This is a genomic window from Streptococcus mitis, assembly GCF_901542415.1.
In the GTDB taxonomy this organism is placed as follows: domain Bacteria; phylum Bacillota; class Bacilli; order Lactobacillales; family Streptococcaceae; genus Streptococcus; species Streptococcus mitis_BL.
In genome coordinates, this window is sequence record NZ_CABEHV010000004.1 from 2,014,602 (window position 1) to 2,035,869 (window position 21,268).

A 21,268-nucleotide genomic window follows, 5' to 3' on the forward strand; every position below is an offset into this window, starting at 1 on the left:
ATGTCAGAGGAAGATTTATTTTACAAAGACGTTGAAGGTCGCATGGAAGAGTTGAAACAAAAACCTATCAAGAATGAAAAAGAAACCCGAGGGGAAAAGATTAGTAAGACTTTTTCACTCTTACTGGGCTTAATGATTCTGATTGGTTTGCTCTTTACTTTGCTGGGAATTTTGAGGTAGGTCTATGATTGAAATACTAATTGTTTTAGCTATTATCCTATCTCTTGCTTTGATTGTATTGGTAACCATACAACCTCGTCAAAATCAATTATTTTCCATGGATGCGACTAGTAATATTGGTAAGCCGAGTTACTGGCAGAGTAACACCTTGGTAAAGGTGCTCACTTTATTGGTGAGTTTGGCCTTATTCGTTTTACTATTAACCTTTATGGTAATAACTTACAAATAAAAGAAAACTTCAGATATTCACTTTTTGTGATTTGTCTGAAGTTTTCTTTTTTACTGTCCATATTTTTTGTAAAAGTCAACTTTTACTTGGATGAAGGTTTTTGCTTCACGTAGGAGTTGAAGAAGGGTGGCACGGGTTTCAAATTCTTCTCTTGTCTTTGGCAGACTGCGATTACGGAAGACTTCCAGATAACGTTCAATTTCATCTAGCAAATCAGAAGCAGGATTGGTCTGGCTCAGTTGGCCTGCAATTTTTGAAAAGAGTTGCGCTAAAATCAGGCTCTCGCTGGCAGCTAGGTGACAGGTGTTGATTTGCTGGGCCATGTTTCGCAGGATGCGACTTTGCCGCTGTCTCATCTCAAAGTAGTGAATGTGGTAATCAGTCTGGTGAAAGAGGTGGTCTGAGTGATCCAAATAGACCAGTCTGAGGGCTTCTTCCAAAAGGGTGTCCAATTCTTCAACCAACTGTGCTTGGTTGCGTCCATCCCCTCTGGATAAATAATATTTGAAGCGCTGGAGAATATCTTTTAACTTTTCTTCTACCAATGTGTGGTAGTGATGAATTTCCTCTTCTCGTGAAGGCATGTAGAGATTGACCAGCAAAGCAAATCCAGTACCGATAGCAAAGAGAAGGAATTCGTTGACTAGGAGGTCTGGAGAGGTTGACTCTTGAATCAAGAGGTGGCTAACCAAAACAGTGCTTGGTGTGATGCCAATTTCCCAGCCCATCTTGTAGGCTAGGGGAACATAAAGAGCCAGATAGAGGCCAAGGCTCCAGATATGAAATCCGCTCAAGTGAAAAGCCAAACCCCCGATAACCAGAGCCAGAAGCATGGAAAAGAGCCGATTGCGGGCCAGTTTTAAGGTACTTCTACGCGTATCAGATATGCTCAAGAGAGCAATAATTCCGGCCGAAACTGCTGACGAAAGATTGAGAAAATAAGCAAGAAGGCAGGCAAGACAGGTAGCTAAGATGAGCTTGGCAGTACGTTGGCTAATAGACATAAGAATTTCCTAATAAGTTAGAATAAAAGCGTAAAAGACAAGACCCGAGAGGCTTGCCTTTATGAGTTATTTTTTACGGGCTGCTGCGTATTCGGCAACGGCGGTAAAGAGGACATCTGTAGAAGAGTTAAGGGCTGTTTCACATGAGTCTTGGATGACACCAATCACAAATCCAACCCCAACAACTTGCATGGCAATATCGTTAGAAATACCGAAAAGGCTACAAGCAACTGGGATAAGAAGGAGGGAACCTCCCGCAATACCGGAAGCACCACAGGCTGAGATTGCGGCAACTACACTAAGGACAAAGGCTGTCGCAAAGTCAACAGGAATTCCAAGAGTGTTAACTGCAGCAAGAGTCAAAACGTTAATAGTAATCGCTGCTCCGGCCATGTTGATAGTAGAACCAAGTGGGATAGAAACAGAATAGGTATCTGGATCCAGACCGAGGTCGTGGCAAAGTTTCATATTGACAGGGATATTAGCCGCAGAACTACGAGTAAAGAAGGCTGTCACACCGCTGACACGCAAACATTTCCAAACGAGGGGATAAGGGTTGCTCTTCATAAAGAGGAAGGCTATTAGTGGATTGACCACCAGAGCCACAAAGAACATAGTTGTCACCAAGAGGGCAAGCAAGATTCCGTAGTTGGCTAGGCTTCCGATTCCCTTATCAGAGATGGTTTTGAAGACAAGACCAAGGATACCAAATGGAGCTAGGTTAATGATCCATTCGACAATCTTAGAAGTCACATCAGCCATAGTTTTCAGTAATTCTTTACTATTTTTGCTGGCTTCTCTCATAGCAATCCCGAAAACAACTGCCCAAGATAGGATACCGATGTAGTTGGCAGTAATGAGGGCATTAACTGGATTGTCAACCAGTTTGAGCAAGAGGTTGCTGAGGACTTGTCCAATCCCATCTGGTGGAGCAATATCGGTATTAGCGCTATTTAGGGTAATTTCAACAGGGACGATGAAACTTGCTAGTACAGCGATAAGGGCAGCGGCAAAGGTTCCCACCAAGTAAAGGAAGATAACGGTTTTCATATTGCTATCTTGTCCCTTTTGATGTTGGGAAAGGGCATTGGCAACGAGGGCAAAGACCAGAATCGGTGCGATGGCTTTGAGGCCACCAACAAAGAGATCTCCTAGCAGGCCAATTCCTGAAATGTTAGGAAGTGTCAGTCCTAGGGTTCCTCCAATAAGCATGCCAATCAAGATACGTTTGATTAGGCTTGCCTTATTCCAAGCATGAATAAATTTTTTCATAACAATCTCCTTTGTTGTGTAATGTTTATGATTATAGTATAAATATGAACTAAAATCAAGAATTTTCTGTCTATTTTTGAAATTATTTTTGAATATTTATGGAGAATGACACTTTATGAAAGTATGGTATAATAAATGAAAGGAGTTTTCTATGCAAGAATTTTTTCACACCTACCTCAATAAGCTTGATATAACAACGATTATCGAGAATATCTTAACCAAGTTACTTTCTCTGTTATTTCTTTTTTTGCTATTCTACATAGCTAAAAAACTGCTTCATACCATGGTGCAGAGAATTGTTAAACCTTCTCTAAAAATGTCTCGTCATGATGTCGGGCGTCAGAAAACCATCTCACGTCTGTTAGAAAATGTGTTTAATTATACCCTCTATTTCTTTTTACTCTACTGTATTTTATCGATTTTAGGCTTACCTGTATCTAGTTTGCTGGCTGGGGCTGGAATCGCTGGGGTGGCCATTGGTATGGGAGCTCAAGGTTTTCTGTCTGATGTCATCAATGGCTTTTTCATCCTTTTTGAACGTCAACTGGATGTGGGAGATGAGGTTGTTCTGACAAATGGTCCTATTACTGTCTCGGGCAAGGTTGTCAGTGTCGGCATTCGAACAACGCAACTCAGAGGAGAAGATCAGGTTCTGCACTTCGTTCCCAATCGGAATATCACCGTCGTCAGCAATTTCTCACGCACAGACTAGACCTGTTATTTTAAGTAATTTGTGGTACAATAGAAAGAGTTTAATTTTAATAAAGGAGAAAAAAAAGATGGTTTTAGAAAAGCAGTTGGGCAATGGTTGTATTTGGATAGACCTTGATGTGGATAAGATTAAAAATATGGAAGATCTTTCTGACATCTATGGATTGGACAAGGAAACCATTGAGTATGCTCTGGATAGAAATGAACGAGCTCATATGGATTATAACCGTGAAACGGAGACGGTAACCTTTATTTATAATGTTCTTGATTTAGAAAAAGACAAAGAATATTATGAAGCGATTCCGATGACCTTTATCGTTGAAAAACAACGAATGATTACCATCAGCAACCATAAGAATGCTTATGTCATTGATCAGATGTCAGCTTATCTGGATAGCCATGAGTCGCTTTCTATTTACAAGTTTCTCTTTGCTGGTTTAGAGATTATCAGTAACGCTTATTATCCTGTCATTGAAGAGATGGATAAAAGTAAGGACGAAATTAGTGCCTTGCTACGTCAAACTACAACAAAGAAAAATCTCTTCGCCCTCTCTGACTTGGAGACAGGTATGGTTTACTTGACAGCAGCGGCAAAACAAAATCGACTCCTCTTGGAACATATCCAGGGCCATGCTCTTTATCGGAGATTTAATGATGTCGAACGAGAGCAGTTTGATGATGCCATGATTGAAGCCCATCAGTTGGTGTCTATGACAGACTTGATTTCTCAAGTCTTGCAACAACTCTCAGATTCTTACAACAACATCCTAAACAATAACTTGAATGATAGTTTGTCAATTTTGACTATTGTCTCCGTCTTACTAGCAGTACTTGCGGTTATTACAGGTTTCTTCGGAATGAATGTTCCTCTACCATTTACAGAAGAGCCAAATGCTTGGATTTATATCTTAATGGCTAGCTTGATTTTATGGGCAGCCTTATCTCAATGGCTGAAGAAAATTACTAGAAAATAAAAGAGAAGGAGCCAGAATGGCGATTGAAAATTACATGCCAGATTTTGCTGTGGAAGCAGTTTATGATTTGACAGTAGAAAGCCTGCAAAAACAAGGAATAAAAGCTGTTTTGGTGGATTTAGATAATACTCTCATTGCTTGGAATAACCCTGACGGGACTCCAGAGATGAAACGATGGTTGCATGACCTTCGTGATGCTGGTATTCGCATCATCGTAGTCTCAAATAACACAAAAAAACGGGTTCAACGAGCAGTTGAGAAATTTGGGATTGACTACGTTTATTGGGCTCTGAAGCCCTTCACATTTGGGATTGACCGTGCCATGAAGGAATTTCATTATGAGAAAAGTGAAGTGGTCATGGTTGGCGACCAGCTCATGACAGATATACGAGCAGCCCACCGTGCAGGCATTCGCTCGATTTTAGTCAAACCCTTGGTCCAACATGACTCGATCAAAACGCAGATCAACCGAGCTCGTGAGCGCCGTGTGAAGCGAAAAATCACTGAAAAGTACGGACCGATTACATATAAAAAAGGAATTTAACTATGGAAGAAATTCTCTGTATTGGTTGTGGAGCAACCATTCAGACGACAGATAAGGCTGGTCTTGGTTTTACCCCCCAGTCGGCACTTGAAAAAGGTTTGGAAACTGGCGAAGTCTATTGCCAACGCTGTTTCCGTCTCCGCCACTATAATGAAATCACGGATGTCCAGTTGACGGACGATGATTTCCTCAAGCTCTTGCACGAGGTGGGAGACAGTGATGCCTTAGTGGTCAATGTCATTGATATCTTTGATTTTAATGGCTCTGTCATTCCAGGCTTGCCACGCTTTGTATCGGGCAATGATGTCCTCTTGGTTGGAAATAAAAAAGATATTCTACCTAAGTCAGTTAAACCGGGCAAGATTAGCCAGTGGCTGATGGAGCGTGCCCACGAAGAAGGTCTTCGTCCAGTCGATGTCGTCTTAACTTCGGCACAAAACAAACATGCCATTAAGGAAGTCATTGACAAGATTGAACACTACCGTAAGGGCCGCGATGTCTATGTGGTCGGTGTAACCAACGTTGGAAAATCAACTCTCATCAATGCCATTATCCAAGAAATCACGGGTGACCAGAATGTCATTACGACTTCGCGCTTCCCAGGGACAACCTTGGACAAGATTGAGATTCCGCTTGACGACGGATCTTATATTTACGATACGCCGGGGATTATCCACCGTCACCAGATGGCTCACTACTTGACGGCCAAAAACCTCAAGTATGTCAGCCCTAAAAAGGAAATCAAGCCTAAAACCTATCAGCTCAATCCTGAACAAACCCTGTTTCTAGGTGGCCTGGGACGATTTGACTTCATTTCAGGAGAAAAACAAGGTTTCACAGCCTTCTTTGACAATGAACTCAAACTCCACCGTACCAAGCTAGAAGGCGCTAGTGCCTTTTACGATAAGCACGTCGGAACTCTTCTGACACCACCAAATAGTAAGGAAAAAGAAGATTTTCCAAAATTAGTCCAACATGTATTTAACATCAAGGACAAGACAGACCTAGTCATCTCAGGCCTAGGCTGGATCCGAGTAACAGGCACCGCCAAAGTCGCCGTCTGGGCACCAGAAGGCGTCGCCGTCGTCACACGAAAAGCCATTATTTAAAATAAAATCACTGAGCGAACAAAGTGAGCTCATAAAAAGATAGTTATTGCCGTGGTGTGATTGCCAATCTGTAGATTGGCAAGGGGCACAATTGAGACCAAGGCTCAATTGTGAGGTCAGGAAATCCATTTTTCAAAGATGAGATCTTTGGAAAATTAGTTCCGACCGTCCCTCACCACCTAAAATAACTATCAAAAAACAAGGAAGAAAATTATGTCATTAACATCAAAACAACGTGCCTTCCTCAACAGTCAGGCACACACCCTCAAACCCATCATCCAAATTGGGAAAAATGGACTTAACGACCAAATCAAAACCAGCGTCCGTCAGGCACTTGACGCCCGTGAATTGATCAAGGTTACTCTTTTGCAAAACACCGATGAAAATATCCACGAAGTAGCTGAAATTTTGGAAGAAGAAATCGGTGTGGACACAGTCCAAAAAATCGGACGAATCTTGATTTTGTATAAACAATCTAGCAAGAAAGAGAATCGCAAGATTTCTAAAAAAGTCAAAGAAATTTAAAAAACTACTCCAAACAACTGTTTTTACAGAGAAATAAAGGAGACTAGCCTATGGCAATCGAACTATTGACTCCCTTTACCAAGGTAGAGTTGGAGCCAGAAATCAAGGAGAAAAAACGCAAACAAGTCGGGATTTTAGGGGGGAATTTTAACCCTGTTCACAATGCCCATCTCATCGTTGCGGACCAAGTACGCCAGCAGTTAGGACTGGATCAAGTTTTGCTCATGCCTGAGTACCAACCTCCTCATGTAGATAAAAAGGAAACAATCCCTGAACACCATCGTCTCAAGATGCTTGAGTTGGCGATTGAGGGGATTGAAGGTCTGGATATTGAAACTATTGAGTTGGAGCGCAAGGGCATTTCCTATACCTACGACACCATGAAGATTTTAACAGAGAAGAATCCAGATACGGATTATTACTTTATCATCGGTGCCGATATGGTGGACTATCTGCCTAAGTGGTACAGAATTGATGAACTGGTAGATATGGTTCAGTTTGTGGGAGTTCAGCGCCCACGCTACAAGGCAGGGACTTCCTATCCCGTTATCTGGGTGGATGTGCCTCTCATGGATATCTCGTCCAGCATGGTGCGTGACTTCCTTGCCCAAGGTCGGAAACCCAACTTTCTCCTGCCTCAGCCTGTGCTAGACTACATCGAGAAGGAGGGGATCTACTGATGGCCTATCAAGACTATATCAACTGCTCTCGTGAGGCTTTGTTAGAAAAAATGGCAGAGCTTCTGCCTGAAAAACGCTTAACCCATTGCTTGGGTGTGGAGAGTGCAGCCATAGAACTGGCTCAGCGCTTTGGAGTCGATGTCGAGAAAGCAGGTCTTGCAGGCCTTCTTCATGATTATGCTAAAAAGCTGTCAGATCAGGAATTTCTGGATTTGATTGACCGTTACCAGCTAGATTCTGATCTCAAAAACTGGGGCAATAATGTCTGGCATGGCATGATTGGCATCTACAAGATTCAGGAAGATTTGAATTTGCATGATTCTGAAATCCTGCGAGCTATTGAAATCCATACAGTCGGGGCGGCTCAGATGACAGACCTAGACAAGGTTATCTATGTCGCAGACTATATAGAGCACAATCGTGCCTTTCCAGGTGTGGACCAGGCGCGTGAAATTGCTGAGCTATCGCTCAATAAAGCTGTGGCCTACGAAACAGCTCGTACCGTGGAGCATCTAGCTCATCAGGGATTCCCCATCTATCCCCAAACACTTGAAACCTATAACGCCTTTGTGCACTATTTGAAAGAGGACTAAATGAACGAAAAAGAATTACTAGAACTAGTTGTGAAAGCGGCTGATGAGAAACGTGCGGAGGATATCCTCGCACTTGACGTACAAGATTTGACTAGCGTGACGGATTACTTTGTTATTACTAGTTCAATGAATAGCCGTCAGTTGGACGCTATCGCTGATAACATCCGTGAAAAAGTAGCTGATGCAGGCTTTAAAGGTAGCCATATCGAAGGCGATGCAGCTGGAGGTTGGGTCTTACTAGACCTAGGCGCTGTCGTTGTGCATGTCTTTTCAGAAGAAATGCGTGCCCACTATAACCTAGAAAAGCTATGGCATGAGGCAAATTCAGTAGATATTTCAGAAGCTCTTGCTTAGAAGATGAACTCAGTTGTAGTCAACTGGGTTTTATTTGCTTATTTTAGAAAAATTGATAGAAAGGTAAAGGGCGAGTGGTGTTTGCCATTGACGCTCTTGGTATCATGATTATGGCAACTTATGAAACTTTTGCGGCTGTTTACGATGCGGTCATGGACGACAGTTTATACGATAGATGGACGGATTTTTCGCTTCGTCATTTGCCTAAGACCAAGGAGAGAAAGAAACTCTTGGAATTGGCTTGTGGGACAGGCATTCAATCTGTGCGCTTTTCTCAGGCTGGTTTTGATGTAACTGGACTTGACTTGAGTGCGGATATGTTGAAGATTGCTGAGAAGAGAGCTACTTCAGCCAAACAAAAGATTGACTTTATTGAAGGCAATATGCTGGATTTGTCCAAGGTAGGTCAATATGATTTTGTCACTTGTTATTCGGACTCAATCTGCTACATGCAGGATGAGGTGGAAGTAGGGGACGTCTTTAAGGAAGTGTATAATTCCCTCAACGAAGATGGTATCTTTATCTTTGATGTGCATTCGACCTACCAGACAGACGAAGTTTTTCCAGGCTATTCTTATCATGAAAATGCAGAAGATTTTGCAATGCTCTGGGATACCTACGAGGATGCAGCGCCTCACTCTATCGTTCATGAGTTGACTTTCTTTATCAAGGAAGAGGATGGGTCCTTTAGTCGCCACGATGAAGTGCATGAGGAGCGTACATACGAAGTATTGACCTATGATATCTTGCTGGAGCAGGCTGGTTTCAAGTCTTTCAAACTCTATGCAGACTTTGAGGACAAGGAGCCAAAAGAAACCAGCACCCGTTGGTTTTTTGTGGCGCAGAAGTAGGAGATCACTATGACCATCACAGGTATTATCGCGGAGTTTAATCCTTTTCATAATGGACACAAATACCTGCTGGATCAGGCAGAGGGGCTGAAAATCGTGGCTATGTCAGGGAATTTCATGCAGCGTGGAGAGCCTGCTATTGTGGATAAGTGGGCACGGGCCCAGATGGCTATGGAAAATGGCGCAGATTTGGTAGTAGAATTGCCCTTTTTAGTCAGTGTTCAAGCAGCAGATTTCTTTGGTCAAGGAGCTGTGGATATCTTAGCTCAGTTAGGGATTGATAACTTAGCCTTTGGGACGGAGGAAGTTCTGGATTACCAGAAAATCGCTGATTTATACACAGAGAAAGGTGCTGAGATGGAGAAATTTGTGGAAAATCTACCTGATTCCCTCTCTTATCCTCAGAAAACTCAGGTCATGTGGAAGGAATTTGCAGGTCTTGATTTTTCTGGTAATACGCCCAATCATGTTCTTGCTCTGGCTTATGCTAAGGCGGTTGCTGGGTACAACATCAACCTGCATCCGATTCAGCGTCAGGGGGCTGGTTACCATTCTGTCGACAAGGATGTGGACTTTGCCTCGGCGACAGCCCTCCGTCAGCATCAGAAGGACCAAGACTTCTTAGAACGCTTTATGCCATCTGTTGCTCTCTTTGAGCAGGCTAATAAGGTGAGTTGGGACGACTTTTTTCCTTTGCTCCGCTATCAAATCTTGTCAAATCCAGCCTTAACAACGATCTATCAGGTTAATCAAGAAATGGCTGTGCGCATTAATGAAGCTATTAAAACAGCCCAGTCTGTGGAAGAATTGGTCGAGTTAGTGATTACCAAACGTTATACAAAGGCGCGTGTCAGACGCCTCTTGACCTATATCTTAGTGCAGGCAAGAGAAAGTAATTTGCCAGAAGCCATTCATGTCCTTGGTTTTACCGAAAAAGGCAGACAACACCTCAAGTCTCTGAAAGGGCAGGTCAATCTAGTCAGCCGAATTGGCAAAGAGCCTTGGGATGCCATGACTCAAAAGGCAGACCAGATTTATCAACTTGGAAATCCAAGTATAACAGAGCAGAATTTTGGAAGAGTGCCGATTAGAATAGAAACAAACTAAGTCTACTGAAATGTAGGCTTTTTCTCAAATCTCTACTAAACTACTATTTCTAAATAACAATTTTATTTTGGCAAACGCGTTCCAAATTCCCCAAAACATATTCTATTTTAGGTTTGTGAAAATCACTTTTTTATGGTAGAATGTAAAAGAATGTATGTCATTCGGAATAACAATAAAATGAGGTAAAAACATGGAAATCATGTCGCTTGCGATTGCTGTTTTTGCCGTCATCATTGGTTTAGTCATTGGATATGTCAGCATCTCAGCCAAGATGAAATCATCTCAGGAAGCTGCAGAGTTGATGCTTTTAAATGCTGAACAAGAAGCAACTAATTTACGTGGACAAGCTGAGCGTGAAGCAGATTTACTTGTTAATGAAGCTAAACGTGAAAGCAAGTCTCTTAAAAAAGAAGCACTATTGGAGGCCAAAGAAGAAGCCAGAAAATACCGTGAAGAAGTGGACGCTGAATTCAAATCAGAACGTCAAGAACTCAAACAAATCGAAAGTCGTTTGACAGAGAGAGCTACTAGCCTCGACCGCAAGGACGACAATTTGACGAGTAAAGAACAAACACTTGAACAAAAAGAACAAAGTATTTCTGATAGAGCGAAAAACCTTGATGCGCGTGAAGAGCAATTAGAGGAAGTCGAAAGACAAAAAGAAGCTGAACTAGAACGTATTGGTGCTCTGTCTCAGGCAGAAGCACGAGATATTATCTTGGCTCAGACAGAGGAAAACTTGACCAAGGAGATTGCCAGCCGCATTCGTGAAGCTGAGCAAGAGGTCAAGGAACGTTCTGATAAAATGGCCAAGGACATCTTGGTTCAAGCTATGCAACGTATCGCTGGTGAATATGTGGCGGAATCAACAAACTCAACGGTTCATCTGCCAGACGATACTATGAAGGGACGCATTATTGGTCGTGAAGGTCGTAACATTCGTACCTTTGAAAGTTTGACAGGGGTCGATGTGATTATCGACGATACACCAGAAGTGGTAACCTTGTCAGGATTTGATCCGATTCGTCGTGAAATTGCTCGTATGACCATGGAAATGTTGCTTAAGGATGGACGTATCCATCCAGCTCGTATCGAAGAGTTGGTTGAGAAAAACCGTCAAGAGATTGATAATAAGATCCGTGAATACGGTGAGGCTGCTGCCTATGAAATTGGTGCGCCAAACCTTCATCCAGACTTGATGAAAATCATGGGACGTTTGCAGTTCCGTACTTCTTATGGACAAAATGTCTTGCGCCATTCGATTGAGGTTGCTAAGTTGGCTGGTATCATGGCGAGTGAGCTTGGTGAAAATGCGGCTCTTGCCCGTCGTGCTGGTTTCCTTCACGATATCGGGAAAGCCATTGACCGCGAGGTTGAGGGTAGCCACGTTGAAATCGGTATGGAATTGGCTCGTAAGTACAAGGAACACCCAGTTGTGGTCAATACAATTGCTAGTCACCACGGCGATGTCGAAGCTGAGAGCGTGATTGCAGTTATCGTTGCTGCAGCAGATGCCTTGAGCGCAGCCCGTCCAGGTGCTCGTAGTGAGTCTCTTGAAAGCTATATCAAGCGTCTTCATGATTTGGAAGAAATTGCTAACGGCTTTGAAGGGGTACAAAATAGCTTTGCCCTTCAAGCAGGACGTGAAATCCGCATCATGGTCAATCCAGGACAAATCAAGGACGACAAAGTCACAATCTTGGCTCACAAAGTTCGTGAGAAAATTGAAAACAATCTCGATTACCCAGGAAATATCAAGGTAACCGTAATTCGTGAACTTCGTGCAGTAGATTATGCTAAATAAATAAGAAAGAGCAGTTGAAAAATTACTGCTTTTTTGTTACACTAGATAGAAAGACTGTAGAAGGATAGTTTGCGCAAATTGCTACTATCTGAAGGGAAATCTTATTTTATTTTCACAGACTGACTAAAGGAGACACAATGGCAGACCGAGGCTTACTAATCGTTTTTTCTGGTCCTTCAGGGGTTGGAAAAGGAACGGTTAGAAGAGAGATTTTTGAGAGTTCTGAAAACCAATTTCAATACTCTGTATCGATGACGACACGCGCACAACGTCCTGGAGAAGTGGACGGTGCTGACTATTTCTTCCGCACTCGCGAAGAGTTTGAAGAGCTGATTCGTCAAGGACAGATGTTGGAATACGCGGAATATGTCGGCAATTATTATGGAACTCCTCTGACCTATGTCAATGAAACCTTGGACAAGGGAATCGATGTTTTCCTTGAAATTGAAGTTCAAGGCGCTCTTCAGGTCAAGAAAAAGGTTCCAGATGCTGTCTTTATCTTCCTGACACCACCAGATTTGGATGAATTGCAAGATCGTTTGGTAGGACGTGGAACAGACAGTGCAGAAGTGATTGCCCAACGAATCGAAAAAGCCAAGGAAGAAATTGCGCTTATGCGTGAGTATGATTATGCGATTGTCAACGATCAGGTGCCCCTAGCTGCTGAGCGTGTCAAACGTGTGATCGAAGCAGAGCACTTCCGTGTGGATCGTGTCATTGGTCACTATCAGGAGATGTTACCCAAATCTCCAACTACCCGATAAAATTTAGAAAATAGGTACAAGCAAATGATGTTAAAACCCTCTATTGATACCTTGCTCGACAAGGTTCCTTCAAAATATTCACTCGTAATCTTGGAAGCAAAACGTGCCCACGAATTGGAAGCAGGTGCGCCAGCAACTCAAGGTTTCAAGTCTGAAAAATCAACTCTTCGCGCTTTAGAAGAAATCGAATCAGGAAATGTAACAATTCACCCAGACCCAGAAGGAAAACGTGAAGCAGTGCGTCGCCGTATCGAAGAAGAAAAACGCCGCAAAGAAGAAGAAGAAAAGAAAATCAAAGAGCAAATCGCTAAAGAAAAAGAAGATGGTGAAAAAATTTAAGGTTGGGGGGACTCAATCTTATTTTTTCTATTGCAAGAATATACTGACAAGGAGGAGGTGAGAAGATGGTGATAGCTAAGATTATCGTAGATGTGCCCTTGATGCAGACGGATCAGCCCTATAGTTACAGGATTCCTGAGGAATTTGAGGGAATGCTGGAAGTTGGGATGCGGGTTCATGTGCCTTTTGGTAAGGGCAATCGCCTGATTCAAGGGATTGTTCTTGGTTTGGAGTCTCAATCAGACGAAGGAGAGGCTAATCAAGATTTAAAAGATATTGCTGAGGTGCTGGATTTTTCTCCTGTTCTCACGCAAGAACAACTCTGGCTGGCTGAGGAGTTACGCAAGTCCGTCTTCTCCTACAAGATCTCCATCCTCAAGGCTATGTTACCGGGATTTCTGAACTCCAGCTATGACAAGATTCTCTATCCTCTGGCAGGTCTGAGTCATGCAGATCGAGAGCGTCTGTTTGGTTCAGAGGATTCGCTTGCCTTTTCTTCTCTAGATATAGGTAAGCAAGCTGAAATGATGCGATTAACTAGAAAAGGCCTGCTTGGTCTAGAATATCAGGCGATTGATCAAAAGAAGGTCAAGACCCAGTCTTGGTATGAGGTAGACCTTGCTCAATTAGAAAGTGTAGAGATTTCTGCACGTGCCAAGAAAAAGTTAGAATTGAGAGACTATTTACTGTCACATCCTGAAAGTGCTTCCTTGGCTAGTTTGTTAGAGTCCTACTCACGGGAGCAAGTCAACTTCTTTGTGGAACAAGGTGCTGTGACCATAGTCCAAAAGGAAGTGCAACGCTCGGCTGCTTATTTTGAAGGCATTGAGGCAAGTCGGCCTTTGGAGTTGAATCCAGAACAAAGGCAGGCGCGTGATGCGGTTGTCAGTGCAATTGGCAGTCATCAGCCTCCCTTCCTCCTTCAAGGGATTACAGGAAGTGGGAAGACCGAGGTTTACTTGCAGATTATCCAAGGGGCTTTGGATAAGGGCAAGACAGCTATTTTGCTGGTACCTGAGATTTCCTTGACTCCTCAGATGACGGAGCGTTTTATCGCTCGTTTTGGGGATAAGGTTGCCATTCTTCACTCTGGCCTGTCTAATGGTGAAAAGTATGATGAATGGCGCAAAGTGGAACGTGGCGATGCCCAAGTTGTTGTTGGTGCTAGATCGGCCATCTTTGCTCCGCTGAAGAATCTAGGTGTTATGATTATCGATGAGGAGCACGAAGCGACTTATAAGCAGGACAGCAATCCCCGTTACCATGCTAGAGAGGTTGCTATTCTAAGGTCCCAGTACAATCAAGCAGCTCTGGTACTTGGTTCAGCAACTCCTAGTCTGGAAAGCCGTGCGCGGGCTGGAAAAGGCGTCTATCAACACTTGCGTCTGACTCAACGCGCCAATCCTTTAGCTAGGATCCCTGAGGTTCAAGTGGTTGATTTTCGTGACTATATCGGACAAAACGAGACGTCAAACTTTACGCCTCCCTTGCTAGAAGCCATTCAAGACCGTCTAGCTAAAAAAGAGCAGGTGGTTCTCATGCTCAATCGCCGTGGTTATTCTAGCTTTGTCATGTGTCGGGAATGTGGGACGGTAGATACTTGTCCCAACTGTGATATTTCCCTGACCTTGCATATGGATACCAAGACCATGAATTGCCATTATTGTGGTTTTTCAAAGGACATACCTCAGGTCTGTCCTAACTGTAAGAGTCGCAGTATTCGTTATTATGGGACAGGAACTCAGAAGGCTTATGACGAGCTGGCAGAACTCTTTCCCCAGGCCCGCATTTTGCGGATGGATGTGGACACGACTCGTAAGAAAGGTAGTCACCAAGCTCTTCTTGACCAGTTTGGACGAGGAGAAGCGGATATCTTGCTAGGAACTCAGATGATTGCTAAGGGATTGGATTTTCCAAATGTGACTTTAGTCGGAGTTCTAAATGCGGATACGGCCTTGAATCTGCCTGATTTCCGTTCTTCTGAGAGAACCTTCCAGCTCTTGACTCAGGTTGCAGGCCGGGCAGGTCGTGCTGAAAAAGCTGGGCAGGTCTTGATTCAGTCTTACAATCCTCAGCACTACGCTATTCGATTTGCAAAGGATCAGGATTACGAAGGTTTTTATGCCTATGAAATGGGAATCAGACGACAACTTGGTTATCCGCCTTACTATTTCACCATTGGCATTACCATTTCTCACAAGAAAGAAGAAGAGGTGGTCAAACGTGCTTATGAAGTTATGAACATTTTGCGGTCAGGATTGTCAGAGACCAGTAACATTCTTGGGCCAACCCCCAAACCGATTGCTCGTACCCACAACCTCTATCATTACCAGATTTTAATTAAATACCGTTTAGAAGATGAGCTGGGGCTAACCCTCAACCAGGTCTTGGCCTTGACTCAAGAGCGGGAAAATAGTGAGCTCCGTCTCAGTATTGACCATGAGCCACAGCAATTTTTATAAGAAGGAGAAGATATGACAAAATTAATCTTTATGGGGACCCCCGACTTTTCAGCAACAGTCTTAAAAGGACTTTTGACAGATGACCGTTACGAAATTCTAGCCGTTGTGACCCAGCCAGACCGTGCTGTAGGACGTAAAAAAGTGATCCAAGAAACCCCAGTCAAGCAGGCTGCTAAAGAAGCGGGTCTTCCAATCTACCAACCTGAAAAATTATCTGGAAGTCCAGAGATGGAAGCTATTATGAAGCTAGGAGCAGATGGAATTGTGACTGCTGCTTTTGGGCAGTTTCTCCCAAGTAAACTCCTTGATAGCATGGACTTTGCGGTCAATGTTCACGCTTCTCTTCTTCCTAAACATCGTGGTGGAGCGCCAATCCATTATGCATTGATTCAAGGGGATAAGGAAGCTGGTGTGACCATTATGGAAATGGTTAAGGAAATGGATGCAGGAGATATGATTTCTCGTCGTAGCATTCCGATCACAGATGAGGACAATGTTGGCACCTTGTTTGAGAAATTAGCTCTTGTTGGTCGCGATTTGCTTTTGGATACTTTGCCTGCCTACATTGCTGGTGACATTAAACCTGAACCGCAGTATCCAAGTCAGGTCACTTTCTCGCCAAATATCAAGCCAGAAGAAGAAAAACTAGATTGGACTAAGACCAATCGTCAACTTTTCAATCAGATCCGTGGAATGAACCCGTGGCCTGTTGCCCATACTTTCCTTAAGGGCGACCGCTTTAAGATTTATGAAGCACTACCAGTAGAAGGTCAGGGAAATCCAGGTGAGATTCTCTCTATTGGCAAGAAAGAATTGATTGTCGCAACGGCAGAAGGGGCTCTATCCCTCAAACAAGTGCAGCCAGCTGGTAAACCTAAGATGGACATTGCTTCCTTCCTCAATGGAGTTGGACGTACATTGACTGTAGGAGAACGATTTGGTGACTAAAGTAGAAACGGCTAGAAGTTTAGCCCTAGCAGTATTAGAGGATGTTTTTATCAATCAAGCATACTCAAATATCGCCTTAAATAAGCATTTCAAGGGAAGTCAACTTTCGGCAGCAGACAAGGGCTTGGTGACCGAGCTGGTCTATGGAACGGTAGCCCGTAAACTGACTCTGGAATGGCACCTATCCCACTTTATCGAAGACAGAGACCAGTTAGATAGTTGGCTTTATGTTCTTCTTCTCATGAGTGCCTACCAACTCCGCTATTTGGACAAGATTCCAGATCATGCTGTGGTCAATGAAGCAGTAGAATTGGCCAAAGTCCGTAAAAAAGGCAGTGAAAAATTGGTCAACGCTGTCCTTCGCCGTATCTTGCGTGAAGGCTGGCCAGATATTGCTAGCATCAAGCGAAAAAACAAGCGTGATTCCGTTGCCTATTCTCTCCCAGTTTGGCTTGTGTCTAAACTTAAGGAAGAATACGGCGAAGAGCGAGCGCAAGCTATTTTTGAAAGTCTTTTGGTGCGCAATAAGGCCAGCATCCGCGTGACTGATTTAAGTCGAAAAGAAGAAATCCAAGTCTTGTTGGAGGCCAGTGATTCATCCTTGTCTCCCTCTGGTCTTGTGAAGGAGCAAGGCCACTTTGCGGGATATGACCTATTTTCAGAGGGAGCCATTACCATCCAAGACGAGTCCAGTCAGCTTGTTGCTCCGACGCTTGATTTACAAGGTGATGAGCAGGTTCTAGATGCTTGTGCAGCTCCAGGTGGAAAAACAGCTCATATAGCCTCTTATCTCACGACAGGTCAGGTAATTGCTCTGGATTTATATGACCACAAGTTGGACTTAATCCAAGAAAATGCCCAACGTCTAGGGGTTGCAGAACGAGTTCAAACGAAAAAATTGGATGCCAGAAAGGTGCATGAGTTTTTTGGTCAGAATTCATTTGATAAGATTTTGGTGGATGCTCCTTGTTCAGGAATCGGTCTTCTGCGTCGCAAACCAGATATCAAATACAACAAAGAAACGGCAGATTTCGCGTCCTTACAGGAAATTCAGCTAGAAATATTAGGTAGTGTTTGTCAAACACTACGCAAAGGTGGTATAATAACTTATAGTACCTGTACTATTGTCTCAGAGGAGAACTTTCAAGTCGTTCAGGCATTTTTAGAAAGTCATCCCGACTTTGAGCAGGTAAAACTAGAACATGAATGTAAGGATATCGTGAAAGATGGTTGTATTCTCATTACACCTGAATTGTATGGAAGTGATGGATTCTTCATCAGTCAATTTCGTAAGATATCGGATTAGGAAGGAACTAACACATGGAAATTTCATTATTAACAGATGTTGGTCAGAAACGAACAAATAACCAAGACTATGTCAACCACTATGTCAATAGAGCTGGACGTACCATGATTATCCTAGCTGATGGTATGGGAGGTCATCGCGCAGGGAATATCGCTAGTGAGATGGCGGTAACAGACCTAGGTGTAGCTTGGGTAGATACTCAAATCGATACAGTTAATGAAGTACGTGAATGGTTTGCTAACAACCTTGAGATTGAAAATCAAAGGATTAACCAATTGGGACAAAATGAAGCCTATAAAGGAATGGGAACAACCCTTGAGGCTGTAGCCATTATTGATAATCAGGCTATCTATGCCCACATTGGGGATTCTCGTATCGGTTTGATTCGTGGAGAAGAATACCACCAGTTAACGAGCGACCATTCTTTGGTCAATGAATTGCTTAAGGCAGGTCAATTGACCCCTGAAGAAGCTGCTAGCCATCCACAGAAAAATATTATTACCCAGTCAATCGGTCAAAAAGACGAAATTCAGCCTGATTTTGGAATGATTACCCTTGAGCCTGGGGACTATCTCTTACTCAATAGTGATGGCTTGACAAATATGATTTCAGGCAGTGAGATTTCTGATATTGTAACCAGCGATATTTCTTTGGCAGATAAAACAGCGACGCTCGTGCGTTTTGCTAACAATGCAGGTGGTTTAGACAACATCACAGTTGCCCTTATTGCTGTTAATGAGGAGGCAACAGAATGATCCAAATCGGCAAGATTTTTGCCGGGCGGTATCGGATTATCAAACAAATTGGTCGAGGAGGCATGGCAGATGTCTATTTGGCCAAGGATTTGATTTTGGACGGTGAAGAAGTGGCAGTGAAGGTCCTGAGGACCAACTACCAAACAGATCCTATTGCAGTGGCTCGTTTTCAGCGGGAAGCGAGAGCCATGGCAGATCTGGACCATCCTCATATCGTTCGGATTACAGATATCGGTGAAGAAGAGGGACAACAGTATCTCGCAATGGAATATGTTGCTGGATTAGACCTCAAACGCTATATCAAGGAACATCACCCTCTTTCAAATGAAGAAGCGATTCGAATCATGGGACAAATCCTCTTGGCTATGCGCTTAGCCCATACTCGAGGAATTGTTCACAGGGATTTGAAACCGCAAAATATCCTTTTGACTCCAGATGGGACTGCCAAAGTTACAGACTTTGGGATCGCAGTAGCCTTTGCAGAGACGAGTCTGACTCAGACCAACTCTATGCTGGGCTCGGTTCATTACTTGTCACCAGAGCAGGCGCGTGGTTCTAAAGCGACTGTACAGAGTGATATCTATGCCATGGGGATCATCTTTTATGAGATGTTGACAGGACATATCCCTTACGATGGGGATAGTGCAGTGACCATCGCCCTCCAGCATTTCCAGAAACCATTGCCATCGGTTATAGCTGAGAATCCATCTGTGCCTCAGGCTTTAGAGAATGTTGTCATCAAGGCAACTGCCAAGAAATTGACAGATCGTTATCAGTCAGTTGCAGAGATGTATGTGGACTTGTCTAGTAGTTTGTCTTATAATCGTCGCAATGAGCCTAAATTGGTGTTTAATGATACCACTAAGGCTGACACCAAGACTCTTCCTAAAGTTCCACAAAGTACTCTGACTTCTATTCCTAAAACTCCGGTACAAGAGGGAAGACCTCAACCTAAGCCCCAACCTCATCAGACAGAAAAAACAGTACCTAGTTCAAAGCCAACCAAACGCCATCGCATGAAAGCACGTTATCCAATTTTATTTGCGACCTTCTTGTTGGTTGTGGCATCCTTGGTATGGATTTTATATAGAACGCCCGCTACCATTGCTATTCCAAAGGTGGCAGGTCAGACGGTTGCTGAGGCTAAAGAAGCCCTTAAGAAAGCCAATTTTGAGGTTGGTGAAGAAAAATCAGAGGCTAGTGATAAGATTGAAGAAGGTCGGGTTATTCGGACCGATCCTGACGCTGGTACGACACGCAAAGAAGGAACAAAAATTAATTTGATTGTGTCTTCTGGTCAGCAGTCTTTCCAACTCGGAAATTATCTCGGAAGAAAGTCCAGTGATGTAGTGGCAGAATTGAAGGGCAAGAAGGTTCCAGAAAATCTAATTAAGATTGAGGAAGAAGAATCCAACGAAATCGAAGCCGGTACAATCATGAAACAAAGTTTACCGGAGGGAACAACCTATGATCTTAGCAAGGCAACTCAAATAGTTTTGACAGTCGCTAAGAAGGTAAATTCTATTTCAATGCCAAGCTATATTGGTTCTAGTCGAGAATTTGCAGTCAATAATCTTACAGAGATATATGACATTAAAAAAGCTAATATCGAAGTTGTAGAAGTGTCTAAAGCTCCTGAAGGAACTGCTGAGGGGACTGTTGTAGAGCAAAGTCCAAAAGCAGGAGAAAAAGTAGACTTGAGCACTACTCGTGTTAAAATTTCTATTTATAAACCCAAAACACCACCATCAAGTTCCTCTTCAACGTCAGTTCAACGTGGTAACAAAGGTTCACCTACTACTCCAAATCAAGGGAATCAACAAGGTGGCCAGCAAGGGAATCAACAAGGAACGGTTCCTACTCCGAGTCAACCAAATAGTGAAGGAAACCACGAAAATTCTCGTGATTAAACGAATCTTTGTCATGATTTCATGGCAAAGATTTTTTTTGACTCCAGATTTGTGATAGAATAGAGGGAGTTGATAAAAGGAGGGACGCATGGAAGAATCAAGAGAATTAAATGCCGTCATCGATGTGATTATGTTAGCTGGAACCATTCTTCTCAAAAGTGGTTCAGAGATTCATCGTGTAGAAGATACCATGATTCGTATTGCGCATTCGCAGGGAATTTTGGATTGCAATGTTCTTGCCATGCCTGCTGCTATCTTTTTCTCCATTGAAAATACCAATATTTCGCGAATGAAACGCGTGACTTCCTCTTCTTATAACATTGAAAAAGTCTGCGATGTGAATCAGATTTCTCGTCAGTTAGTAGGGGGGCAGATTGATTTAGAGACAGCCTTCAAGCAATTGAAGGCCTTGCAAGCCCAACCTCTTCCCTATACTAAGTTGCAGGTAACTCTGGCTGCGACCTTTAGCGCCCCTTTCTTTTCGATTATGTTTAGTGGAAATATCTACGACGCACTTGGGGCAGGAGTGGCTACCTTGTTTGGTTTTGCCTTTTCCCTCTATGTGGAGAAGTTTATCCGAATTCCCTTTGTGACGGCCTTTGCTGGAGCTTTTGTATTTGGGATGATTGCCCAGTTTTGGGCTCGCTACACAGGTTTTCCTTCAACGGCAGATTTGATTATAGCTGGTGCGGTCATGCCGTTTGTACCAGGGATTGCCTTGACCAATGCGGTTCGTGATATTATGACCAACCACATAAACTCTGGTATGAGTAAGATGTTTGAATCTCTACTCATTACCCTTGCTTTAGGGGCAGGAACTTCTGTCGCCTTGGTATTGATGAATTAA

General features: G+C 43.2%; 23 protein-coding genes. 21 read left to right on the plus strand and 2 right to left on the minus strand.

Translation table 11 applies throughout. From position 1 onward, the window contains the following. Together asp4 and asp5 are read left to right on the plus strand one after the other, a co-directional pair. Positions 1 to 180, plus strand: coding sequence for an accessory Sec system protein Asp4 (gene asp4, locus FQT24_RS10245; RefSeq protein WP_143952939.1), 180 nt, complete (start codon positions 1 to 3; stop codon positions 178 to 180). 4 nt (positions 181 to 184) lie between these two features. After that, positions 185 to 409 carry an accessory Sec system protein Asp5 gene (gene asp5 / locus FQT24_RS10250; protein WP_000569970.1) on the plus strand — a complete coding sequence of 75 codons (225 nt, stop codon included), beginning with the start codon at positions 185 to 187 and terminating at the stop codon, positions 407 to 409. Positions 410 to 459: 50 nt separating this feature from the next. Here the strand turns inward: asp5 and FQT24_RS10255 are convergent, their stop codons facing one another. Together FQT24_RS10255 and sstT are read right to left on the minus strand one after the other, a co-directional pair. Continuing rightward, positions 460 to 1,413 (minus strand): aromatic acid exporter family protein, encoded by a 954-nt coding sequence (locus tag FQT24_RS10255; protein WP_143952940.1) that lies wholly within the window; start codon positions 1,411 to 1,413, stop codon positions 460 to 462. A gap of 66 nt (positions 1,414 to 1,479) precedes the next feature. Continuing rightward, a complete protein-coding gene (gene sstT / locus FQT24_RS10260; protein ID WP_143952941.1) occupies positions 1,480 to 2,685 on the minus strand; it encodes a serine/threonine transporter SstT in 1,206 nt (401 codons plus the stop codon). A 151-nt stretch (positions 2,686 to 2,836) separates the two neighbouring features. Between sstT and FQT24_RS10265 the strand changes: the two genes are divergently transcribed. The 19 genes from FQT24_RS10265 to FQT24_RS10355 all read left to right on the plus strand — a co-directional run bounded on the left by FQT24_RS10265 (position 2,837) and on the right by FQT24_RS10355 (position 21,268). Beyond that, the gene (locus FQT24_RS10265) at positions 2,837 to 3,397 is read left to right on the plus strand and encodes a mechanosensitive ion channel family protein (RefSeq protein WP_143952942.1); all 561 of its coding nucleotides are present in this window, start codon (positions 2,837 to 2,839) and stop codon (positions 3,395 to 3,397) included. A 67-nt stretch (positions 3,398 to 3,464) separates the two neighbouring features. Then, complete coding sequence (locus FQT24_RS10270) at positions 3,465 to 4,370, plus strand: magnesium transporter CorA family protein (protein ID WP_143952943.1); 906 nt, start codon at positions 3,465 to 3,467, stop codon at positions 4,368 to 4,370. 16 nt (positions 4,371 to 4,386) lie between these two features. Next, positions 4,387 to 4,914, plus strand: a complete 528-nt coding sequence (locus FQT24_RS10275; RefSeq protein ID WP_143952944.1) for a YqeG family HAD IIIA-type phosphatase — start codon at positions 4,387 to 4,389, stop codon at positions 4,912 to 4,914. Positions 4,915 to 4,916: 2 nt separating this feature from the next. Beyond that, positions 4,917 to 6,023 (plus strand): ribosome biogenesis GTPase YqeH, encoded by a 1,107-nt coding sequence (gene yqeH, locus FQT24_RS10280; protein WP_143952945.1) that lies wholly within the window; start codon positions 4,917 to 4,919, stop codon positions 6,021 to 6,023. Positions 6,024 to 6,236: 213 nt separating this feature from the next. Then, on the plus strand, positions 6,237 to 6,548 hold the full coding sequence (gene yhbY / locus FQT24_RS10285) for a ribosome assembly RNA-binding protein YhbY (RefSeq protein ID WP_000060171.1): 312 nt from the start codon (positions 6,237 to 6,239) through the stop codon (positions 6,546 to 6,548). Positions 6,549 to 6,598: 50 nt separating this feature from the next. Continuing rightward, positions 6,599 to 7,228: a nicotinate-nucleotide adenylyltransferase gene (locus FQT24_RS10290; protein WP_143952946.1), complete on the plus strand. Its 630-nt coding sequence runs from the start codon at positions 6,599 to 6,601 to the stop codon at positions 7,226 to 7,228. Further along, on the plus strand, positions 7,228 to 7,821 hold the full coding sequence (gene yqeK, locus FQT24_RS10295) for a bis(5'-nucleosyl)-tetraphosphatase (symmetrical) YqeK (protein WP_143952947.1): 594 nt from the start codon (positions 7,228 to 7,230) through the stop codon (positions 7,819 to 7,821). Before FQT24_RS10290 ends, yqeK begins: the two co-directional genes overlap by 1 nt. Next, on the plus strand, positions 7,822 to 8,175 hold the full coding sequence (gene rsfS, locus FQT24_RS10300; RefSeq protein WP_049546916.1) for a ribosome silencing factor: 354 nt from the start codon (positions 7,822 to 7,824) through the stop codon (positions 8,173 to 8,175). Positions 8,176 to 8,285: 110 nt separating this feature from the next. After that, positions 8,286 to 9,026 (plus strand): class I SAM-dependent DNA methyltransferase, encoded by a 741-nt coding sequence (locus FQT24_RS10305; protein WP_313769922.1) that lies wholly within the window; start codon positions 8,286 to 8,288, stop codon positions 9,024 to 9,026. A gap of 9 nt (positions 9,027 to 9,035) precedes the next feature. Continuing rightward, positions 9,036 to 10,133, plus strand: a complete 1,098-nt coding sequence (locus tag FQT24_RS10310; protein ID WP_143952948.1) for a nucleotidyltransferase — start codon at positions 9,036 to 9,038, stop codon at positions 10,131 to 10,133. Positions 10,134 to 10,323: 190 nt separating this feature from the next. Next, entirely contained in the window at positions 10,324 to 11,937 is a 1,614-nt protein-coding gene (locus FQT24_RS10315; protein WP_000404934.1) for a ribonuclease Y, read from the plus strand. Between the two features lie 137 nt (positions 11,938 to 12,074). Further along, complete coding sequence (gmk, locus tag FQT24_RS10320; protein ID WP_143952949.1) at positions 12,075 to 12,701, plus strand: guanylate kinase; 627 nt, start codon at positions 12,075 to 12,077, stop codon at positions 12,699 to 12,701. A gap of 24 nt (positions 12,702 to 12,725) precedes the next feature. Further along, positions 12,726 to 13,040, plus strand: a complete 315-nt coding sequence (gene rpoZ, locus FQT24_RS10325; protein WP_000979235.1) for a DNA-directed RNA polymerase subunit omega — start codon at positions 12,726 to 12,728, stop codon at positions 13,038 to 13,040. Positions 13,041 to 13,105: 65 nt separating this feature from the next. After that, a complete protein-coding gene (locus tag FQT24_RS10330) occupies positions 13,106 to 15,502 on the plus strand; it encodes a primosomal protein N' (protein WP_143952950.1) in 2,397 nt (798 codons plus the stop codon). Positions 15,503 to 15,514: 12 nt separating this feature from the next. Further along, positions 15,515 to 16,450, plus strand: a complete 936-nt coding sequence (gene fmt, locus FQT24_RS10335; RefSeq protein WP_143952951.1) for a methionyl-tRNA formyltransferase — start codon at positions 15,515 to 15,517, stop codon at positions 16,448 to 16,450. Beyond that, positions 16,443 to 17,756: a 16S rRNA (cytosine(967)-C(5))-methyltransferase RsmB gene (gene rsmB / locus FQT24_RS10340; protein WP_185952570.1), complete on the plus strand. Its 1,314-nt coding sequence runs from the start codon at positions 16,443 to 16,445 to the stop codon at positions 17,754 to 17,756. Before fmt ends, rsmB begins: the two co-directional genes overlap by 8 nt. Before the next feature lie 14 nt (positions 17,757 to 17,770). Further along, entirely contained in the window at positions 17,771 to 18,511 is a 741-nt protein-coding gene (locus tag FQT24_RS10345) for a Stp1/IreP family PP2C-type Ser/Thr phosphatase (protein WP_143952953.1), read from the plus strand. After that, positions 18,508 to 20,421 carry a Stk1 family PASTA domain-containing Ser/Thr kinase gene (gene pknB / locus FQT24_RS10350; RefSeq protein WP_143952954.1) on the plus strand — a complete coding sequence of 638 codons (1,914 nt, stop codon included), beginning with the start codon at positions 18,508 to 18,510 and terminating at the stop codon, positions 20,419 to 20,421. The genes FQT24_RS10345 and pknB overlap by 4 nt, the downstream gene beginning before the upstream one ends. Positions 20,422 to 20,509: 88 nt before the next feature. Then, a complete protein-coding gene (locus tag FQT24_RS10355) occupies positions 20,510 to 21,268 on the plus strand; it encodes a threonine/serine exporter family protein (RefSeq protein ID WP_000392943.1) in 759 nt (252 codons plus the stop codon).

Excerpts from the sequence above, each read along its gene's own strand:
- asp4 (WP_143952939.1), top strand. The coding sequence starts at position 1 with ATGTCAGAGGAAGATTTATTTTACAAAGACGTTGAAGGTCGCATGGAA.
- asp5 (WP_000569970.1), top strand. The coding sequence starts at position 185 with ATGATTGAAATACTAATTGTTTTAGCTATTATCCTATCTCTTGCTTTG.
- FQT24_RS10255 (WP_143952940.1), bottom strand. The coding sequence starts at position 1,413 with ATGTCTATTAGCCAACGTACTGCCAAGCTCATCTTAGCTACCTGTCTT.
- sstT (WP_143952941.1), bottom strand. The coding sequence starts at position 2,685 with ATGAAAAAATTTATTCATGCTTGGAATAAGGCAAGCCTAATCAAACGT.
- FQT24_RS10265 (WP_143952942.1), top strand. The coding sequence starts at position 2,837 with ATGCAAGAATTTTTTCACACCTACCTCAATAAGCTTGATATAACAACG.
- FQT24_RS10270 (WP_143952943.1), top strand. The coding sequence starts at position 3,465 with ATGGTTTTAGAAAAGCAGTTGGGCAATGGTTGTATTTGGATAGACCTT.
- FQT24_RS10275 (WP_143952944.1), top strand. The coding sequence starts at position 4,387 with ATGGCGATTGAAAATTACATGCCAGATTTTGCTGTGGAAGCAGTTTAT.
- yqeH (WP_143952945.1), top strand. The coding sequence starts at position 4,917 with ATGGAAGAAATTCTCTGTATTGGTTGTGGAGCAACCATTCAGACGACA.
- yhbY (WP_000060171.1), top strand. The coding sequence starts at position 6,237 with ATGTCATTAACATCAAAACAACGTGCCTTCCTCAACAGTCAGGCACAC.
- FQT24_RS10290 (WP_143952946.1), top strand. The coding sequence starts at position 6,599 with ATGGCAATCGAACTATTGACTCCCTTTACCAAGGTAGAGTTGGAGCCA.
- yqeK (WP_143952947.1), top strand. The coding sequence starts at position 7,228 with ATGGCCTATCAAGACTATATCAACTGCTCTCGTGAGGCTTTGTTAGAA.
- rsfS (WP_049546916.1), top strand. The coding sequence starts at position 7,822 with ATGAACGAAAAAGAATTACTAGAACTAGTTGTGAAAGCGGCTGATGAG.
- FQT24_RS10305 (WP_313769922.1), top strand. The coding sequence starts at position 8,286 with ATGGCAACTTATGAAACTTTTGCGGCTGTTTACGATGCGGTCATGGAC.
- FQT24_RS10310 (WP_143952948.1), top strand. The coding sequence starts at position 9,036 with ATGACCATCACAGGTATTATCGCGGAGTTTAATCCTTTTCATAATGGA.
- FQT24_RS10315 (WP_000404934.1), top strand. The coding sequence starts at position 10,324 with ATGGAAATCATGTCGCTTGCGATTGCTGTTTTTGCCGTCATCATTGGT.
- gmk (WP_143952949.1), top strand. The coding sequence starts at position 12,075 with ATGGCAGACCGAGGCTTACTAATCGTTTTTTCTGGTCCTTCAGGGGTT.
- rpoZ (WP_000979235.1), top strand. The coding sequence starts at position 12,726 with ATGATGTTAAAACCCTCTATTGATACCTTGCTCGACAAGGTTCCTTCA.
- FQT24_RS10330 (WP_143952950.1), top strand. The coding sequence starts at position 13,106 with ATGGTGATAGCTAAGATTATCGTAGATGTGCCCTTGATGCAGACGGAT.
- fmt (WP_143952951.1), top strand. The coding sequence starts at position 15,515 with ATGACAAAATTAATCTTTATGGGGACCCCCGACTTTTCAGCAACAGTC.
- FQT24_RS10345 (WP_143952953.1), top strand. The coding sequence starts at position 17,771 with ATGGAAATTTCATTATTAACAGATGTTGGTCAGAAACGAACAAATAAC.
- pknB (WP_143952954.1), top strand. The coding sequence starts at position 18,508 with ATGATCCAAATCGGCAAGATTTTTGCCGGGCGGTATCGGATTATCAAA.
- FQT24_RS10355 (WP_000392943.1), top strand. The coding sequence starts at position 20,510 with ATGGAAGAATCAAGAGAATTAAATGCCGTCATCGATGTGATTATGTTA.